This is a genomic window from Streptomyces spongiicola (genome assembly GCF_003122365.1).
Taxonomy (GTDB): Bacteria; Actinomycetota; Actinomycetes; order Streptomycetales; family Streptomycetaceae; genus Streptomyces; species Streptomyces spongiicola.
This window is the reverse complement of the sequence record NZ_CP029254.1, coordinates 3,606,950-3,624,153: the sequence shown is the minus strand read 5'-3', so window position 1 is coordinate 3,624,153 and position 17,204 is coordinate 3,606,950. Positions and strand designations below refer to the sequence as shown.

Sequence of the window (17,204 nt, the reverse complement as noted above, 5' to 3'; positions counted from 1 at the left end):
GGCCTGTGGGTCAGCTGTGCAAAGCTTCCGGCCCGCCGCGGGTCACCGGCTGTGCGGCGTCGAGGTGCGCCCACACGACCAGCCGGTGGCTGCTGCCCCACTCGGGATCGCAGGTGGTGAGGGTGAGATAGCGGCCCGGTCCGTCGAACCCGGACTTCACCGGCACCGCGTCGACGACGCCCACGTCTCCGGGCACGGTCCGGTACGGCTTGTTCCGTATCCGGTAGGTGAACCATGTCGACCCGTCGCTGAGGACGACCGCGTCCCCGGGGCGCAGCCGCGGGAAGTCCCTGAACGGATCCCCGTGGGTGCGTCGGTGGCCGGCCACCGAGAAGTTCCCCGTCGCGCCGAGCCGGGCGCTGCCCGCGTAGTGCCCCAGCCCCTTCCGCAGCGTGCCGTCGTCGGTGCCCTCCAGCACCGGCCAGGCCCAGTCCGCGCCGAAGCGCGGGATGTACATGATCGCGAAGGGTCTGCCGCTCTCGTACGGCTTCGCCGCCCGCGGCGGGGGGTCCGGCGCAGGGGGCGGCGCGGGGTCCGGGGCAGAGGGCGGGGGCGGGACTCCGGGCCCGGTCGCCTCCGGTACCGGCGGGGTGGCCTCCGGTCCCGCAGAGGCCGTCACCGGCAGCCGGGCCCACTCCTCCCGGAGGCGGACGATCTCGCCGTCCGTGGCGCCCTTGGCCGTCACTCCGGTCCAGAAGAGTAGATACGCCGCGAAAAGGATGATCACCGCGCCGATGGTGATGCAGATCTCACTGAACGTCCGGACGATCAGTCGCACCGACACGGGCCGGCCTCCCGGGGCTACTGCACGGGCTTGGCGTAGTGGAGATCCACTGTGCCCGAATAGCCGGGGAGAGTCACCGCCTCCCGCTCGTCGACTTTCCAGCCCAGTCCGTACGCCTTCACATAGAGCTGGTAGTTCTGGATCGCGGGGGAGGCGGTCAGCGCCTCCCGGAGCCGGTCCGGGTCACCGACGGCCGTGACCCTGTACGGCGGCGAGTAGACCCGGCCCTGCAGAATCAGCGTGTTGCCCACGCAGCGCACGGCGCTGGTGGAGATCAGCCGCTGGTCCATGACCTGGATGCCCCGGGCGCCGCCCTGCCAGAGGGCGTTGACCACGGCCTGCAGGTCCTGCTGGTGGATGACGAGGTCGTTGGCCTGGGGTTCCGGGAAGCCGGGTGACGCCTGGGCGTTCGGAGGGGCATCATTGAGGGTGACGGAGACCGCCCGGCCGCTGAGCTTCTCGGTCCCCGCGGCCACCTCCAGGGCCCTGAGCTTCTCGTCCTCGGCCTCGGTGGAGCCGTCGTCGCGCCTGGCGAGTGCGTCGACGTCCTTGCGGAGCGCCGACGTGGACCGGTCGAGTTCGGCGTTCCCCTGGCTGCGCTGCTCGATCAGGTCGGAGAGCTTCAGCAGGGAGTCGTCGGTCCGGAGGTTGGTGCCCTTGGCCGTGTTGAAACTGGTGACGAAGATCATTCCGGCGAGCGCGAACACGGCAGCGGTCAGCAGGCGGACCGGTCGCCACCACGGGCGACGGACCGGCCCACCGGGGGAGTCGGCGGAATTGCTCAACGTACCCTTACCCTTCAGGCGCCGCGGAAGGACTACGCTAACGGACGCCCGGGGGAGGAACAGGTCCCCCCTCATCCCTCCCGTCGGCGCCAGCCACAGTTTCCCTGCGCGGTCACGCAGCGCATCGACAGGAGAGTCCCTCGTGCCGAAGTCACGTATCCGCAAGAAGGCCGACTTCACGCCTCCGCCGTCCTCGAAGCAGGCGACCAGTATCAAGCTGACCAACCGCAGCTGGGTGGCCCCCGTGATGCTGGCGCTGTTCCTGATCGGTCTGGCGTGGATCGTCGTCTTCTATGTCACCGACGGATCGCTTCCCGTGAAGTCGCTCGGGAACTGGAACATCGTGGTCGGCTTCGGTTTCATCGCCGGCGGCTTCGCCGTCTCCACCCAGTGGAAGTAGGGGCGGCCGGCGGCGGAACCGGCGGAACGGTCGCTGTCAAGCTCTGCCCCCAAGTTATCCACAGCGTCATCCACAGATGAGGAAAAGGTCTGAAGATCTGTGGATAACTCTCCGGTCGTTGACGCCGATGTGACCACTGGGGCCGTTCCAGCGACGATCACCCACCCGGCACACCCCCCTGTCCCTTCTTGAGGAAACCCAGGTCTACCCAGGTTTACGCAGGTCTGCCCAGGTCAGGGACAGGGGGCACAGCTGTTCCCCATAGGATGTGCACACCATCCGCCCTGTGCTGTGGACAACTTTGGGGAAAGCTCCTGCTCAGGTGAGCAGTGACTGGGTCCTCAGGACGATGGCCACCACGGCTGCCAGCAGGACGAGTGCGCAGACCCCGGCCTGCACCAGGGTCCGCCGCTCGCGGGGGGCGTGCACCATGCCGAACGCGATCACCGTGCCACCGACCAGGCCGCCGACGTGGGCCTCCCAGGAGATACCGGGCATGGTGAAGGTGAAGAGCAGGTTCAGCGCCAGCAGCGCGATCACCGGACGCAGGTCGTAGTCGAGCCGCCGCAGCAGCACGGCCGTGGCGCCGAGCAGCCCCCAGATCGCCCCGGAGGCACCGAGCGCGCCCTGGTTCGGCTCCGCCAGGAGGTAGACCAGCGTGCTTCCCGCGAGGCCGGAGAGCAGATACAGCGCGAGATAGCGCACCCGGCCGAGTGCCGCCTCGAGCGGGCCGCCGAGCCACCAGAGCCCCAGCATGTTGAAGGCGATGTGCCAGATCTGCTGGTGCAGGAACACCGAGGTCAGCAGCCGGTACCACTCGCCGTCGGCGACTCCCACGACATCGCGGAGCCGGGGGTCGAAGGCGAGCGCGATCAGGTTCAGCTGGTCCGCGAGGGTCCGGTCGGCGAGCACCGCGAGGAACACCGCGGCGTTGACGCCCAGCAGGATCTTGGTGACGAGGCGGGGATCGCCCCCGGTCACCTCGGCCCCGGCGATCGTACGGGGACGGCTCGCGGACGGCGCGTGCCCCGTCCCCGACCCCGTGCGCACGCACTCCGGGCACTGGAACCCGACAGAGGCGCTGACCATGCACTCGGGGCAGATCGGCCGCTCGCAGCGGGTGCAGCTGATACCGGTCTCCCGGCCCGGGTGCCGATAGCAGCCCGGCAGCCCGTGTGCCGCCTGGGGCCGGTCCGGGCTTCCTGGCGCCTGATCCATGAGGTCCCCTCGTCTCCGCGCGGGCTCCCGCGCAATGCTTCGCCCCGCTCGTCTTACGGACGAGCGGGGCGCAAAGGTTCCCGTACGGAACCCGAACTCCGCCGACGATCCCCCGCGGCCCCCGCGGGCTCAGCCCTGACGGGTCTCGATCACGACGGACTCGATCACCACGTCGTTCAGCGGCCGGTCGGTGCGCGGGTTGGTCGGCGCCCCCGCGATGGCGTCCACGACCTTGCGGCTCGCCCCGTCCGCGACCTCGCCGAAGATCGTGTGCTTGCGGGTGAGCCAGGCCGTGGGGGCCACGGTGACGAAGAACTGCGAGCCGTTGGTGCCCGGACCGGCGTTCGCCATGGCCAGCAGGTAGGGCCGGTCGAAGGCCAGGTCCGGATGGAACTCGTCGGCGAACTCGTACCCCGGGCCGCCGGTGCCGTTGCCCAGCGGGTCACCGCCCTGGATCATGAAACCGCTGATCACCCGGTGGAAGACGGTGCCGTCGTACAGCCTGTCCGCGGACTTCTTCCCGGTCGCCGGGTTGGTCCACTGCCGCCCACCCGTGGCGAGTTCGACGAAGTTCTTCACCGTCTTCGGCGCGTGGTTCGGCAGAAGCCGGATGTCGATGTCCCCGTGGTTGGTCTTCAGGGTGGCGTGGAGTTGCTCGGCCACGATCTGCCTTCCTCAAGTCTTCTCTGACGTCCCCGGATCCTCCCACGGCAGGGCCGTTGAGGGGGAAAATGACCCGGATGCCCGTCCCACATGCCGAGGCGGCCTCCAGCAGGCATGATTTCGAAGCGGGCGGAAAGGCGGATGGTGCCTTCGCCGGGGCGGCAAGAGCCCCGGACGCCCGCGAACGCCACCGAGGAGGAGGATCCCGTGACCCGCATGGACAGCGTGCGCGCCGCGACGGACACGGCCAAGGAGAGCGTGCTGCACGCCGCGGACGTGGTGGCGCCCTACGCCGGCACGGCCAAGGACCAGGCCGCGATCTACGCCCACCAGGCTCGTGTCGCCCTCGAGCCCAAGGTGAAGAAGGCCGCACGCCAGGCGCGTCAGCAGGCCCGAGTCCAGTACGAGTCCCATGTCGCACCGCATGTTCCGCCGCAGGTGGACGAAGCGGCACACCGGGCCGCCGTCATGACCCGGAGTGCCGCGCGCCAGGCGGCCGACTACACGGCTCCGCGCCTCGAGCACGCCGTCGCGGTGGCCCAGCCCGTGGGGCAGGAGGCCGTCACCCGGTCGGCGGCCGCCCTTGCCGCGCTGCGCGGTTCGGTCACGGCCGAGGACATCAGGAAGCTCGCCAAGAAGAAGGAGCGGCGTGCGAAGTGCGGTCGCGCCGCCAAGGGCGCGGTGGTCGTCGGCGCCGTCGCCGTGGGGCTGTTCGCCGTGTGGAAGTGGTGGGACAGGCAGGCCAACCCGGACTGGCTGGTGGAGCCTCCCGCCGCGACCGAGGTCCCGGACCGGCCGCTGTCGTCGGTCGGCGGGAGCGATGGATCGGAACCCGACCCGGACGTTCAGGCCAAGCAGGCGGAGAGCGAATCGGGCTCGGGGTCGGAGTCGGACCGCGAGGACCGTCGCTGACGAGCCTAACCGGCCGTCACGGGCGTTCCGCGGGACCGAATGCCACCGGCCGACTCGCCGGGGCCGCTGGTCACGGCCCTGCCGGACCGCCGGTCCGCTGCTTCGGGGGGTTCCCGGTCTGCGGCTTCGGAGGCCGTCGGCGGACGACCACCGCGTCGGGCACCGATGCACGGCCGCGACGCCGTGGCTTCTCCGCTTCTCCGGTGCCCAGGGATCGGCGTGAGCGTGCGCCGATGCGCGGCCGCGGCGCCCTGAGCGGTGCGTGGCCTTCGTCGGCAGTCCCCGGAAGCACCGCCGCCACTGGTGACCGGGCTTCGGGCACCGGCTGCCGGGCTTGCGGCACCGTGGCCGGCCGTCCCCGGGAAGCGGCGGTGACCCGCCGTCGGCGGCCGTCGCCTGCTGATCCCCGTGTGCCGTCCCCGGCAGCCGCCCCGGGTCTCCCGGCCGAAACCGGCCGACCGCGGGCGTGTCCCGCCGGCTTCACCGCTTCCGGTACCGCCGGTAGTCCTCGGCCCTCTCGGGCCGGGCGCCTGGTGCTGTCCCGCAGCTCGCGGGGGACGCGGCGCCGTGGGCGGACCGGCTGACGCACGCCGTCACCGGCGACGCGTGACACCGGACAGCGTGTGCCGGGCGTGCTGGGCGGGCCGAGCGCCTCCCGGCGCCTCATGCCGACGCCGGAACGCGTTCCTCGTCCTCGGCGTACGAGGACTCCCGCCGCGCCGCGGCCAGGTCGTCGAGGGTGGGCACCTTGCGGACCGCGGGGGAGGCGCCGTGGGCCTCGGCGCGGATCCGCTGCTTGATCGTCGGCGGTAGAGCGCGGTCGCGAGGGGTCCGCTGACGCACCACCTGGTGCCAGAAGCCCTGCATGGCAAGGCTCCCGTACGTCCCCGCGGCTGCCGCGGACGCCGAGACCGCCCCTGCGGGAGGCTCGTGCGCACCCGCTCTGCTGCCCGCGCTCCGCGCGCCGGGGACGGTGGGCTTGCGCTCCGCGGGGCCCTCCGGCTGACGAGGGCCGGCCGACTGCTCGGCGGCCTCGGCGGCCCTGGTGGCCCTGGCGGCCCTGGTGGAAGAGGTGAACCCGAGAGAGCTGAGCAGGGTGACGATCAGGGAGACGAAGGCGGTCCACAAAGAGGTGACCTTGACGGCGGCCATGGCTCCTCGCTTTCGGATTGGGCGTTTTACATACGTTCTTCATGATGTGGACGCACTCCGAAAATCGTGGGACCTCGGCGCCGGGTCGGCGGATCTTCTGATGAACACCACCCGTGCGGCCTACGCCCCGTGAACCGCCGCCATCCCCGACGACGCGCCTCGCGCCCCTTCCCGCCTGCGGAAACGGACGCATTCACCGGGGCGGTAGGCGCCTGACCCGGCGGCCCCCGTTCCGCAACCCGAAACGGAAACCGACGACTGCTCCGGACGTGGGCGCCGGGGCCCCGATCACCTGATGCGGCACTAGAGTGTGCGGGGCCAACAGGCCAACAGGCCGACGGGCTGCGGGTCATGGGGAGCGGAGCATCGTGGCGTATGCGGCACGGAAGCGCCTGGCGGAACTGCTGGAAGACGCGGAGCGGGAGGGGGACTTCAGCACCCGCGCGGAGGTGCCCGCCGACGCTCTGCGCATCAGGGTCGACGGTGTCGGGGAACTGCCGCTGCCGTTGCGTGCCCCCGTCGCCAGAAAGCTGATCACCCAGGCCAGGCAGGCCCGTTTCGGCCGCGGCGCGGAGACGCTGTCCGATACCGGCGTGCGCGACACCTGGGAGATCACCCCGGACCGGATCACGCTCTCCGGTCCCGACTGGGACCGCGCCCTGGGCGATGTACTCGACGGCGTCCGCCATGCTCTCGGTCTGCCGCCCACCACCGCGCTGCGGGCCGAACCGCATGCGCTGCTGGTCTACGGCAAGGGCCAGTTCTTCCTCCCCCACCAGGACTCCGAGAAGGACGACTCCATGGTGGGCACCCTGGTCGTCTCGCTTCCCTCCCACCACTCCGGTGGCGAACTCGTCGTCGAACACGCGGGCCGCAGCGTCACCCACCGCGCGTCCCGGCATCAGCTCACCTTCGTCGCCTTCTACGCGGACTGCCGCCACGAGGTCAGGCCCGTCACCTCCGGGTACCGTGTCACCCTCACCATGAACCTGCTCGCCGAGCGCGTCCGGCCGACGGACGAGGACGCCGGGGGCCCGCTCGCCGACCTGGCCCACTGCCTGACGGAGCACTTCACCGCTCCGGCCGAGCAGCAGTACTCCTACGGCCCCCCGGAGACCACACCCCCCAACCGGCTCGTCTACCTCCTCGACCACGAGTACACCCAGCGCGGCCTGGACTGGGACCGCCTCAAGGGCGCCGACGCCACCCGCGCCGCCCGGCTCCGCCAGGCCGCCGGGCAGGCCGGCTGCGAAGCGGTGCTGGCGCTGGCCGAGGTCCAGGAGACCTGGGACGCCGTCCCGCCCTACGAGCACTACGACCACTACGGGGAAGTCGAGCACTTCGACGACTGCGAGGACGACGAGTGCGAGGGTGAGTGCCTCCTCGACCCCGACGGCGAGCCCGGGGCCGAACGCCGCCGCAGCGGTGACTTCTCCGACTACGAACTCAACGACCTGATCGAGGACGAGATCAACCTCGGCTGGTGGACCCGCCCCGACGGCACCGGCGGCGAGCGGATCTCACTGCCCGTCGCCTACGCCGAGGTCTGCGCCACCACCGAGAACAAGGACCTCACGCCCTACCGCTCCGAGTACGAGGGCTACATGGGCAACTACGGCAACACCCTGGACCGCTGGTACCGGCGGGCCGCGGTGGTGCTCTGGCCCCGGCAGCGCTCGTTCGCGGCACGCGCCCAGGCCGACTCGGAGGGAGCCCTGCGCGAACTCCAGGGCCACCTCGACGCCGGCGCGCTCGACCAGGCGCTCACGCTCGCCCGGTCTCTCGCCCCGTTCTGGGGGCAGTACGGGTCGGGCGAGGCGACCGCGCCGCACTTCGCCGACGCCCTGCGCGTCGCGGTGGGACTGGGGGAGGCGGACACCGCCGCGATGCTGGTGGCGCCCTTCCGTGTGGAGGCCCTGGCCGAGGAGCACGCCCCGGATCTGGCGAGGGCGGCCGGGCGATACGGCCGGGCCTGGGCACGCGGGGCCGTCGGCGGCTGGTACGGGACGGTCGGCGCCTACACCAGCGCCGACCGCACGGCATGGCTCGAATCACTGCCCGCCCTCTGCACCGCGCTGCGAGCCGCCGACGGCGACGGGGAAGCGGTGGCAACACCGCTGGTCGAGAGCGCCTGGCAGGCGACCAGGCAACAGCTCGCCAACTGGCTCGGCGTGGGCAGGGAGAAGGAGCGCCAAGCGGGCTTGGCGCGGCTCGGCGCCCCTCTGGCCCACATCCTGCAAGCCGCCGACAGCGGGACCGCCGACACGATCGTCACCACACTGCGGGGCCTTCCGGACACGGCCCTCGAATGCCTGATCCCCGCCCTGCGCGCCGCGGGACGTCAGCCGAGGGCCATCCCGGAAGGCGCTCCCGCGATCGGCGCCTTCCAAGCGCTCGCCGGCCACTGCGAGGAACGGCTCACCAGGGTCGTCGCCCGCCCCGTGCGCGCGGCGGACGACTGGTCGCTCTCCCCGGCCGGGGCCTGCGGGTCCGGCTGCGATCTCTGCCCCGACCTCGACGCCTTCCTCTCCTCCCGCTCCCGCAAGGTCCTGGAGTGGCCGCTCGCCCAGGCAAGGCGCCAGCACATCCACAGCCGGATCGATCTGGCCGGCCTGCCGGTGTCCCACACCACCCGGCGGCAGGGACGCCCCTACACCCTGGTGCTGACCAAGACGGACGCGGTCTTCTCCCGCGAGCGGGAAGCCCGCGTCCGCGCCGAGACCGACCTGGCGTGGCTGCGGGAGAACGGGCCTGCCCGGCAAAGCGGTTGAGGCTCACAGCCCTGGCGGTTTCTGTGAAGCGGGTCGGGGGTCGCGCGATCCGCGCGGCCCGTTCAGTCGTCCGGCTCGTCGTCTCCGGGATCGTCTACAGGCGGCTGCTCGACCACGAAGGATCCCTTGCCGCGCACAGTGACGATCAACCCGCGTTCGCGTAGCTCCTGCGCGGCTCGACGTGCGGTCAAGCGTGCCACGCCGTACTCGTCGGCGAGGTGGTTCTCCGACGGGATCGGCCTGTCCGGCGCCAGTTCACCCGACTTGATCTTGCGGGCGATGACGTCGGCCAACTGTGCATAGAGCGGCCTCGCACTCATGGGGTCCAGTGTCGGCTCGACTTCTCCCTTATCGCTCATACGTCCAACGTAGAGATGCCATGACCTGCACGATCGGATGGATCCCTCTGCACTTGTATGCAGAGGGCTGCATGACGGTATAGCGTCAGATACGGAAAGACCCCGGCGAGGTGAGCAAGACCTCCCGGGGCACGGCCAACGCTTCGAAGGAGCGTCGACATGCCCGACCTTATCCGCCGCATCGCCCCCTGGCTGCGTCTCCTCCTCACCCTCGGCACCGGAAAACGCCGCCGCACCCGCCACCGGCCGCACCCCACCGCCGTACCCCTCACCACGGCCACCCCCACATCCCCGACCACCCGCCTCCTCCGCCACCGCTCCCCGTACGGCCTGGCCACCCCCCTCGACGGCGCCGCATCCCGGCTCGTACGCCCCTACCTCCTCGCCCACACACAGGAAGCCGCGCTCAGGCAGCGCCGTCGTCTCGCCCTCGTCCTGGCGGCCGACTTCGGCATCGACCTCGATCGGCACCTCGTCGGCGCCCCGGAGGTGGCCGCAGCATGACGAAGCGCCCGGCCCACGAGGCCCCCACGCCCCCCACTTCCCACACGTCCCCCACCCCCCTGCGTCTGCTCCCCTGGCGCTCCCCGGACGGCAAGCCCTGCTACCTGTCCACGGACGACAACGGCAGCTACCTCTCCCGTCTCGCCGACGACTTGGAAGCCGTGCAGCTCTCCACCGCCGAGGACATCCTCGGCCTCGCCCGCCGCACGCTGGCCGACCCAACCTCCCCCTGCACCGAGGTCCGCTACGCCGGACTCCGCCTCGTCGAGTGCCTGGCCGACGCGCTGCGCGTCGCCGAGTCCCGCGGCCTGCGCATCCCGGCATCCGGAACCGCCGCCACCGGCGAAGGCGATCCCGCACGAGAAAGGCCCGCACCGCACCCGGGGAGCGGACTCTCCCGGCACTGAGACCCAGGGCCGCCGCGCGCCGCCCCGTCCACGCCAAAACCGGGACAAAAACACCCCCCTGACCGTCTTTCCGCAGGTCAGGGGGGTGATACGGCGTGGAGCCTAGGGGAGTCGAACCCCTGACATCTGCCATGCAAAGACAGCGCTCTACCAACTGAGCTAAGGCCCCGGAACGGAGACCAGGGTACCGGGTAACCCCCGGGATCTTCCAAAAGGGATTAGGACTCCCGGTATCCGACCACTCTCCGTAGGATGCTCGTCGGGTTCGCAGCAGCGAAGCGACGCCAGGGGAAGCGATGGGGAGACGCGACATGGATGCAGCACAGCAGGACGCGACCGCGAGAGCCAGGGAGCTCCAGCGCAGCTGGTACGGGGAACCGCTGGGGGCGCTCTTCCGCCGGCTCATCGACGATCTGGGCCTGAACCAGGCCCGTCTCGCGGCGGTGCTCGGGCTGTCGGCTCCGATGCTCTCCCAGCTGATGAGCGGTCAGCGGGCCAAGATCGGCAACCCGGCGGTCGTCCAGCGTGTCCAGGCCCTGCAGGAGCTGGCCGGCCAGGTCGCCGACGGCAGCGTCAGCGCGGCCGAGGCGACGGACCGGATGGACGAGATCAAGAAGTCCCAGGGCGGCTCCGTGCTCACCGGGACCGGGCAGACCACGACGAGTTCGGGGGCGCCGACGGTGCGCCGCGTGGTGCGGGAGATCCAGTCGCTGCTCCGTTCGGTGGCGGCGGCCGGAGACATCATCGACGCGGCGGACTCGCTCGCCCCCACCCATCCGGAACTGGCGGAGTTTCTCAGGGTGTACGGCGCCGGGCGCACCGCGGAGGCGGTCGCCCACTACGAGTCGCACCAGAGCTGATCGGGGCGGGGCGCATGCGGCCGGGGCATGCGGCCGGGGCAGGGGAGGCGCACCGGACGATGCAGGACACCGGAACAGGGAACCGGGAGCGGGCGCAGCGCGATGGGTGAGGTCTTCGCCGGTCGGTACGAACTGATCGACCCGATCGGACGCGGCGGGGCCGGCGCCGTCTGGCGCGCCTGGGACCATCGGCGGCGGCGCTATGTGGCCGCCAAGGTCCTTCAGCAGAGCGACGCCCACTCGCTCCTGCGCTTCGTCCGCGAGCAGGCGCTGCGCATCGACCACCCCCATGTACTCGCCCCGGCCAGCTGGGCCGCGGACGACGACAAGGTGCTGTTCACCATGGACCTGGTGGGCGGCGGCTCGCTGGCGCACCTCATCGGCGACTACGGCCCGCTGCCGCCGCGGTTCGTCTGCACCCTGGTCGACCAGTTGCTGTCGGGACTCGCCGCGGTGCACGCCGAGGGGGTCGTGCACCGCGACATCAAGCCCGCGAACATCCTGCTGGAGTCCACCGGCACCGGGCGCCCGCATCTGCGGTTGTCGGACTTCGGCATCTCCATGCGGAAGGGCGAGCCGCGGCTCACCGAGACGAACTACGTGGTGGGGACACCGGGCTACTTCGCGCCCGAGCAGATGCTCGGCGCGGAACCGGACTTCCCCGCCGACCTGTTCGCCGTGGGACTCGTCGCCCTGTACCTGCTCCAGGGCCGGAAGCCGGACTCCCGGGCCCTGGTCGAGCATTTCGCCGAGTACGGCACACCGGGCGCTCCGGAGGGCGTTCCGGAGCCGCTGTGGCAGGTCCTCGCCGGTCTGCTCCAGCCTGATCCACAGGCCCGTTTCCGTACCGCCACCGGTGCGCGGAAGGCGCTCGTCTCGGCCGTCGAGCTGCTGCCCGACACCACCGCCGACGACGAGCCGGTCGAGGTCTTCGACCAGTTGGGACCCCTGCCCTCAGGCTTCGGCCCTGGTGGCCCTGGTGGCCCTGGCGACACTGGCGACGCTGACAGCCCCGGCGAACGCGGCCCGGGCGGGCCGCGAGCCGGCGCCGAGCCGGCGGCGGAGCAGGCCGACGTTCACACTCACCGCACCGGTCGCACCGGCCACATCGCTCATGCCGGTCAGGCACTGCGGACCGGGCACATCGCCCCGGGCCGCCCGGAGGTTTCGATCGACTCGAACGACTCGAACGACTTGGTCAGTTCGGGCGGTCCGGGTGGTCAGGATGGTCCGGGTGGATCAAACAACTCGGACAGTCCGGACGGCCTGCGCTCCTGGCCACTCGCACCCCGGTCGACGCCCCAGCAGAGCGGGCCCGACGGGCATACCGCGCATAGCAGTCAATCCGCCCAGGCCGGACAGTCCACAGGGGCTGAACATGTCAGCGATGCCGGGCATGCCGGGTGGACCGGTCAGGCGCTCCAGGGCCTGACCGGCACCCCGGGCCCGCGGCAGGCTCCCCCGCCGTCGCCCTCGGAGACCGGCTCCTTCCGGCTGCCACCGCCGCCACCCCCGGCTTCACCGCCCTCCCGAGTTCTACCGTCCGCCCACGCCGAGCCGTCCGCCCGTGCCGAGCCGTCCGCCCACCCCGAACCGTCCCGTGACCCCGTTCTCTCGGACCGGCCGGTGGCACCACATCCCGCCCAGGCACCGACGGCCTCGGTCCCGCACGAGCGGCCCCCGACCCGTGAGTACACCGATCACGGCCCCTGGATCCCGGGCCAGGCGCATCCCCCGGCGTACCGGCCCTCCCCCGCCGTCTCGCCCCCATCCCCTTCCCCACTCCCTTCCCCACTCCTTTCCTCTCCCCCTCCCCCGTCCGTGGCACGGAGACGACCGGGACCTCCCCCGAGGGTGGCGATCCCGGTGCTGTTCGTCGCGCTGATCTGCTTCGCGGTCGGCATCTGGGCCTTCGCCCAGACCTGAGCACCGTCGCCGCGTCCGGCGGAGCGTCTCACCGCCCACCGGCAACCGGTCTGGACGCGCAGGGGCCGGCCGGCCGAACACGCGGCGGCGGACCGTACTCCGTCTCCACTGGCCGGGGGCGGGCCGTACCGCGTCTCAACGTGCCGGGGGCGGGCCGTACTCCGTCCGCGGCGCCCCGTCGGTCTGCCCCGTACCGCCCTCGTGCCCGGGCCCACCGGCGGGACCGTACCCGTGAGCGTCGCCGTACGGAGAACCCCCACCCGTCGCATGCGGACCGACGGGACCGGCCACCGGACCCCGGGCAGGCGCCGGAGTGCCCGGCAAGGGGGCGCCGTGCCCCGCTCCTGCGCCGGCCGACGGCACACCCTGCGACGGCGCGGCCTGCGACGGCGCGGCCGCCGCTCGCCGGGCCAGCAGCGTCCAGGCGACCAGGCCCACGACCAGCAACGCCCCGGTACCCACTCCGGCCACCCCGACAAGCCGCATCGCGTCGCCCCGCTCGCCCTTCTCCCCCTCGGAGACGCCCAGGTCACCGACCGGTTCCGCATACGGCGGCGCGGCCTTGGCGTCCCCCTCGACGTTGACCCGGAGCGTCACGCCGAACCGCTCCCTGCCGAACTTCTGAGCCAGTCGGGGATTCAGGCTGACGGCGAGGTAGTAGTCGCCCCTGAGCCGCATGCCCTGGACCTTGTCGGCGCCTGCGAAACGGTTCTCGTAGGCGACCTCCGGCAACGGGTCCAGCGATGCCTGCTTCTGCCGGCCGTCGTACGACCCCGTACCGCCGTCCTCGACCAGGGCTCGCACGGGGTTGTAGAGCCGCATGGTCAGGGCCTCGCTGACGAAGGTGAAGTCCCCGGTGTTCGTACTCCCCAGCGAGGCGGTCGCGAAGATCCGCTGCCCCCAGTCGACCCTGACCCGGTAGAAGTACGTCCGCCCGGCCTCCATCCGGCTGCTCCACTCGCCCTCGGAGATCTCGGCAGCGTCGTTGAAGCCGCTGCCTCCCGGGGTCTCCCGCGTCTCGCCTCCGGGCAGCCCGGGCGAGGCGGAGGGCCACGCCGTAGGGGCCTCGGTCGGTCCCGGCTGCCTCAGTCCGGGCTCGGTGACATGGCGGATCTCCAGTGCCCAGGTTCCCGAGGCGGAGGCGGACGCGGAGGCGTCCGCCGACGCGGGGTTCCCGGCCCCGGCCCCGACCCTCTCCACGAGCACGTTGTACGCGCCCTCCTCCTGGCAGGTCGAGCGCCCGCCCCCGATCGTGCGGTGCGCGGCGGCGGCCAGCGGCCTCGCGAACCTGCCCGCCCCCACCTTCTCGTCCGCACTGCTGCACCTGGTGCCCTGGGCGTCCTGAAGAGTGACCTCGATGCCGTCGCCGTACGCGAGTCCGGTGCCCGGCCCGGGAACGGCCACCACCGAGACATACGCGTTCCGCTCCGAGTCCAGGTCGACACGGAAGTTGAGCTTCCCGCCCGGCCCGATCGACGAGCGGTAGGTCGTACCGGCCTCCAGTACCTCGGCGTCGGCACTGCTCTCGGCCCCCACGACCGACCGGGCGCCGACACCGAACCGATAGGGGTCCGGGGTCGGCTCTTCGGCCGCCTGAGCCGGGGCGGTGCCCAGAGCCGCCGCGACCACCGCCGCGACCACCGCCGACGCCGTCCGGGTCCTGCCGTGCTGCCTCATCTCCGCACTTCCCCCTCTGTCGACGCCGCCGCTACCGCCGCTGCCGCCTCCCCGGACGGCATCGTGCCGCTACGCCCCGTGCCGCATCGCACCGCATATCCGGGGCTCGGGTCCACAGGGCCGAACGCCCAAGGCCGATCGCCCACCGCCCGGGAGACCCTGGTGCCGGTCCATCCTCCCGCGCCGCCCGTCCGCCGTGTCCGCGCGGGCCGTATCAACGCCGTTGTCACCCGTGTCCCGGCGCCTCCACTCGACTTCACTTCCGCAATCACCAATTCGCTCAAGTGAATACCGCTCGAGCGGACGGAGGAAGGCGATGCCCGGGCGCAGCGACGCGAACAGCACGAAGCCCCGACCGCCGAGCGGCCGGGGCTCCATCACTATCAGGCTGTTTGCGGCTCACACACCCGAACCTGCGGGCACGGAGTCGGTCGCCTCCGTCCACAGATCCTGCTCGGCGCGATCCGCCTGGATCTGGCGGTACACGAGGAGCCCGCCGATGGCGGCCAGTGCGACCAGGAGAAGCTTCTTCACCGCGCGACCTCGTCTTTCCTTGACGTAGAAGACCTCTAGCGCCCGACTATACACACCGATCGATACCGTTCGGTGACCTGTGTGCACCCCGGCCGGAGACCTCCGAGTGGTCAACTCCCCCTCCCACCAACGGGTGTCGTCACCGCAGGGCGGCGACACTCACGCGGACCACCGCCGGTCCGGCCCGGACGCCCTCACCTGGCGCGGCCACGACACGTCGGCGCAGAGGGGCCGGCCTCGCGATCCGCCCCGGCGCACTGGGCTGCTCTGCTCCGCCTGCGCCGTCGCAGCGCTGCTGTCGTCCACACCGTCAGTCCGACGAGGGACACGATGATCGTCCCCCGATGACGACAGGCACGGCTGCGACGAGGAAGAAGCCGAGCAGCAGCTCCCACCACGTCAGCTCATCTGCCATGCATGCTCCCCGCTGTGCCGTGTACGCCATGACGCGTGCAGGGAGGGATCAGTTCCAGGGCCGTGCATGGATCGGCGGCGACCGGAACGGCCGTAACCGCCCGCACAGCATCGGCCTACCGCCCCCACCTGCCCCCGGGAGCCCGCCGTGATGGTCGCCGAACTCCTGGAAGGACCCGCTCATCGGCTGATCACCGCTGCTGTTGCTGCTGCTGTCAGCCGATGGTTTCAAAAGACCCCCGGACCGATGATCCGGGGGTCTTCTCGCTGGTGGGGCTAACAGGATTTGAACCTGTGGCCTCATCCTTATCAGGTCGGTCGGCGGGCACCCTGCACCCTGGTTGATCCGCATCCGCGCTGCGCCTACGTGCCGTGTGAGCACGGCTGGATTCGTGGACGATCGGCCGTGTTGGTGTCAGCCGCTGTTGTCATCGGAACTGGCGGGTCTTGACACAACGCGCTAGACACCGAACGCGGCGGCTCCGAGCACTCCGGCGCCAGCGAGCATGAAGATGCCACCGATCACCCGGCAGGTAGTCACGCTGGCCGGCCAAGATCGATAGGCATAGGACATCGACTGGAACCGCTCGGCCAGCCCACCGACGTTGGCCACTACTACGCCTCCGCCAACCAGGGCACAGGTCCCCCACATCAGCTCGAACGCTTGACTGGTCACGCGGTGAGGATAGCCGTGGGTCGGCACAGCGGCTTTGGGCGGGAGCTGCCATGGGGCGAGAGATCATGGCCCCGTAAGCTTCCGGCGCGTCGGGCAGTCTGTGGACCTGCCCGGTGACGCTGCTCGCCTTCCTCAAGGTGCACCCCAAGGTCGCCCAGGCGATCCTCCGGCACAGCCAGATCAGCATGACGCTCGACATCTACACGCAGGTGGTGGACGACGATCAGCGAGAGGCAGCGGCCATGCTGGCCGATCTTCTGGAAGATCCGCTCATCGGCTGATGTCAGCCGTAGATGTCAAAGACCCCCAACCGTGATCGGCTGGGGGTCTTCGTGCTGGTGGGGCTAACAGGATTTGAACCTGTGGCCTCATCCTTATCAGGGATGCGCTCTAACCAACTGAGCTATAGCCCCGCCGCGCTGCGCGCTGACCTCTGAAGGTTAGCGCACGTGGGGGGCAGTCCCAAAATCGGTTCTCCGCCCCCCGGGACCTCGGGTTATTCGTCCTCGGCCAGCGTGAGCTCGACTCCGCCCACGAACCCGGCGGAGAGGTTGTAGATGAAGGCGCCCAGCGTCGCCAGTGCCGTGGCCAGCACCACGTCGATGACCGCGATCACCGACGTGAAGAGGAGCACCCGGGGGAGCGAGAGGAACGACTGGAGGTCGAAGCCGTTGCTCTCGTTCGAGCCCGTAGCCTCGCTGATCGTCCCGCCGACCGTCGAGAAGACGCCCATCGCGTCCATGACCATCCACAGCACCGCCGCGGCGACGATCGTGCAGATGCCCAGGGCGATCGAGAGCAGGAAGCTGACCTTCATCACCGACCACGGGTCGGCCTTGGCGACCCGCAGGCGCGCCTTGCGCGTCCGGGGCTGCGTGGTCGCCCCCGTGCGGGGCCTGCGGACGGCCGCACCCGCGGCCGCCTGCTGGCCGGGCCGCTGCTGACCGCCCTGCGTCCCCCCAGGAGGGGAGGGGTACGCCTGGGGCGGGTGGTACGGCTGGGTTCCCTGCTGCACCGATTGCTCCCCACCATAGTCTTCGTGCGGGGGCTGCGGCCCCCGGCTGTCGGTCGCGGTCGTCCCCCCGCCGTCGGCGGGTGCGCCCCCCGCCCGGGAGTGCGAGGCGGAGCCACTGGCACCGTTCGCTCCAGAAGCATCGCCGGC

The 17,204-nt window shown here is 71.3% G+C and carries 17 protein-coding genes, 2 tRNA genes and 1 pseudogene; 8 read left to right on the top strand and 12 right to left on the bottom strand.

Features of this window, described 5'->3' with window-relative positions; genetic code table 11:
• Positions 1 to 10 precede the first annotated feature (10 nt).
• Together DDQ41_RS15945 and DDQ41_RS15940 are read right to left on the bottom strand one after the other, a co-directional pair.
• Complete coding sequence (locus DDQ41_RS15945; protein ID WP_109295089.1) at positions 11 to 784, bottom strand: class E sortase; 774 nt, start codon at positions 782 to 784, stop codon at positions 11 to 13.
• Positions 785 to 801: 17 nt separating this feature from the next.
• Positions 802 to 1,569, bottom strand: a complete 768-nt coding sequence (locus tag DDQ41_RS15940) for a DUF881 domain-containing protein (protein ID WP_172607678.1) — start codon at positions 1,567 to 1,569, stop codon at positions 802 to 804.
• A gap of 142 nt (positions 1,570 to 1,711) precedes the next feature.
• Here DDQ41_RS15940 and crgA point away from each other — a divergent pair, with 142 nt between their 5' ends.
• Complete coding sequence (gene crgA, locus DDQ41_RS15935) at positions 1,712 to 1,969, top strand: cell division protein CrgA (protein WP_109295087.1); 258 nt, start codon at positions 1,712 to 1,714, stop codon at positions 1,967 to 1,969.
• A 318-nt stretch (positions 1,970 to 2,287) separates the two neighbouring features.
• On the opposite strand, the gene DDQ41_RS15930 is transcribed toward crgA, so the two are convergent.
• Both DDQ41_RS15930 and DDQ41_RS15925 read right to left on the bottom strand, forming a co-directional pair.
• A complete protein-coding gene (locus DDQ41_RS15930) occupies positions 2,288 to 3,187 on the bottom strand; it encodes a rhomboid family intramembrane serine protease (protein WP_109295086.1) in 900 nt (299 codons plus the stop codon).
• Positions 3,188 to 3,316: 129 nt separating this feature from the next.
• Positions 3,317 to 3,850: a peptidylprolyl isomerase gene (locus tag DDQ41_RS15925; protein ID WP_109295085.1), complete on the bottom strand. Its 534-nt coding sequence runs from the start codon at positions 3,848 to 3,850 to the stop codon at positions 3,317 to 3,319.
• Between the two features lie 207 nt (positions 3,851 to 4,057).
• On the opposite strand from DDQ41_RS15925, the gene DDQ41_RS15920 reads away from it, so the two are divergent.
• Positions 4,058 to 4,762 carry a DUF5324 family protein gene (locus DDQ41_RS15920; protein WP_109297761.1) on the top strand — a complete coding sequence of 235 codons (705 nt, stop codon included), beginning with the start codon at positions 4,058 to 4,060 and terminating at the stop codon, positions 4,760 to 4,762.
• Positions 4,763 to 5,425: 663 nt separating this feature from the next.
• On the opposite strand, the gene DDQ41_RS15915 is transcribed toward DDQ41_RS15920, so the two are convergent.
• Entirely contained in the window at positions 5,426 to 5,914 is a 489-nt protein-coding gene (locus DDQ41_RS15915; protein ID WP_109295084.1) for a DUF6344 domain-containing protein, read from the bottom strand.
• Positions 5,915 to 6,282: 368 nt separating this feature from the next.
• Here DDQ41_RS15915 and DDQ41_RS15910 point away from each other — a divergent pair, with 368 nt between their 5' ends.
• Complete coding sequence (locus tag DDQ41_RS15910) at positions 6,283 to 8,685, top strand: 2OG-Fe(II) oxygenase (protein WP_109295083.1); 2,403 nt, start codon at positions 6,283 to 6,285, stop codon at positions 8,683 to 8,685.
• 62 nt (positions 8,686 to 8,747) lie between these two features.
• On the opposite strand, the gene DDQ41_RS15905 is transcribed toward DDQ41_RS15910, so the two are convergent.
• Entirely contained in the window at positions 8,748 to 9,005 is a 258-nt protein-coding gene (locus DDQ41_RS15905; protein WP_109295082.1) for a GntR family transcriptional regulator, read from the bottom strand.
• 198 nt (positions 9,006 to 9,203) lie between these two features.
• Between DDQ41_RS15905 and DDQ41_RS15900 the strand changes: the two genes are divergently transcribed.
• Both DDQ41_RS15900 and DDQ41_RS15895 read left to right on the top strand, forming a co-directional pair.
• Positions 9,204 to 9,548, top strand: a complete 345-nt coding sequence (locus DDQ41_RS15900; protein WP_109295081.1) for a hypothetical protein — start codon at positions 9,204 to 9,206, stop codon at positions 9,546 to 9,548.
• Positions 9,545 to 9,955, top strand: a complete 411-nt coding sequence (locus DDQ41_RS15895) for a hypothetical protein (RefSeq protein ID WP_172607679.1) — start codon at positions 9,545 to 9,547, stop codon at positions 9,953 to 9,955. Before DDQ41_RS15900 ends, DDQ41_RS15895 begins: the two co-directional genes overlap by 4 nt.
• Before the next feature lie 96 nt (positions 9,956 to 10,051).
• Here the strand turns inward: DDQ41_RS15895 and DDQ41_RS15890 are convergent.
• Positions 10,052 to 10,124: transfer RNA gene (locus DDQ41_RS15890), tRNA-Ala, on the bottom strand.
• 142 nt (positions 10,125 to 10,266) lie between these two features.
• On the opposite strand from DDQ41_RS15890, the gene DDQ41_RS15885 reads away from it, so the two are divergent.
• Positions 10,267 to 10,815: a helix-turn-helix domain-containing protein gene (locus DDQ41_RS15885; RefSeq protein ID WP_109295080.1), complete on the top strand. Its 549-nt coding sequence runs from the start codon at positions 10,267 to 10,269 to the stop codon at positions 10,813 to 10,815.
• A 102-nt stretch (positions 10,816 to 10,917) separates the two neighbouring features.
• Complete coding sequence (locus DDQ41_RS15880; protein ID WP_109295079.1) at positions 10,918 to 12,741, top strand: serine/threonine-protein kinase; 1,824 nt, start codon at positions 10,918 to 10,920, stop codon at positions 12,739 to 12,741.
• A 135-nt stretch (positions 12,742 to 12,876) separates the two neighbouring features.
• On the opposite strand, the gene DDQ41_RS15875 is transcribed toward DDQ41_RS15880, so the two are convergent.
• The 3 genes from DDQ41_RS15875 to DDQ41_RS15865 all read right to left on the bottom strand — a co-directional run bounded on the left by DDQ41_RS15875 (position 12,877) and on the right by DDQ41_RS15865 (position 16,042).
• Entirely contained in the window at positions 12,877 to 14,418 is a 1,542-nt protein-coding gene (locus DDQ41_RS15875) for a hypothetical protein (RefSeq protein ID WP_262508474.1), read from the bottom strand.
• Between the two features lie 399 nt (positions 14,419 to 14,817).
• Positions 14,818 to 14,952 carry a DLW-39 family protein gene (locus DDQ41_RS32035; protein ID WP_003958712.1) on the bottom strand — a complete coding sequence of 45 codons (135 nt, stop codon included), beginning with the start codon at positions 14,950 to 14,952 and terminating at the stop codon, positions 14,818 to 14,820.
• Between the two features lie 874 nt (positions 14,953 to 15,826).
• The gene (locus tag DDQ41_RS15865) at positions 15,827 to 16,042 is read right to left on the bottom strand and encodes a hypothetical protein (RefSeq protein ID WP_109295077.1); all 216 of its coding nucleotides are present in this window, start codon (positions 16,040 to 16,042) and stop codon (positions 15,827 to 15,829) included.
• Positions 16,043 to 16,158: 116 nt separating this feature from the next.
• On the opposite strand from DDQ41_RS15865, the pseudogene DDQ41_RS15860 reads away from it, so the two are divergent.
• Positions 16,159 to 16,323: pseudogene (locus DDQ41_RS15860) on the top strand (site-specific integrase); the annotation flags it as partial.
• Positions 16,324 to 16,378: 55 nt separating this feature from the next.
• On the opposite strand, the gene DDQ41_RS15855 reads toward DDQ41_RS15860, so the two are convergent.
• Together DDQ41_RS15855 and DDQ41_RS15850 are read right to left on the bottom strand one after the other, a co-directional pair.
• Positions 16,379 to 16,455 (bottom strand) — tRNA-Ile (locus tag DDQ41_RS15855).
• Positions 16,456 to 16,538: 83 nt separating this feature from the next.
• A complete protein-coding gene (locus DDQ41_RS15850) occupies positions 16,539 to 17,057 on the bottom strand; it encodes a DUF3566 domain-containing protein (protein WP_435863983.1) in 519 nt (172 codons plus the stop codon).
• Between the last annotated feature and the right edge of the window lie 147 nt (positions 17,058 to 17,204).

Excerpts from the sequence above, each read along its gene's own strand:
- DDQ41_RS15930 (WP_109295086.1), bottom strand. The coding sequence starts at position 3,187 with ATGGATCAGGCGCCAGGAAGCCCGGACCGGCCCCAGGCGGCACACGGG.
- DDQ41_RS15895 (WP_172607679.1), top strand. The coding sequence starts at position 9,545 with ATGACGAAGCGCCCGGCCCACGAGGCCCCCACGCCCCCCACTTCCCAC.
- DDQ41_RS15915 (WP_109295084.1), bottom strand. The coding sequence starts at position 5,914 with ATGGCCGCCGTCAAGGTCACCTCTTTGTGGACCGCCTTCGTCTCCCTG.
- DDQ41_RS15900 (WP_109295081.1), top strand. The coding sequence starts at position 9,204 with ATGCCCGACCTTATCCGCCGCATCGCCCCCTGGCTGCGTCTCCTCCTC.
- DDQ41_RS15880 (WP_109295079.1), top strand. The coding sequence starts at position 10,918 with ATGGGTGAGGTCTTCGCCGGTCGGTACGAACTGATCGACCCGATCGGA.
- DDQ41_RS15885 (WP_109295080.1), top strand. The coding sequence starts at position 10,267 with ATGGATGCAGCACAGCAGGACGCGACCGCGAGAGCCAGGGAGCTCCAG.
- DDQ41_RS15905 (WP_109295082.1), bottom strand. The coding sequence starts at position 9,005 with ATGAGTGCGAGGCCGCTCTATGCACAGTTGGCCGACGTCATCGCCCGC.
- DDQ41_RS15875 (WP_262508474.1), bottom strand. The coding sequence starts at position 14,418 with ATGAGGCAGCACGGCAGGACCCGGACGGCGTCGGCGGTGGTCGCGGCG.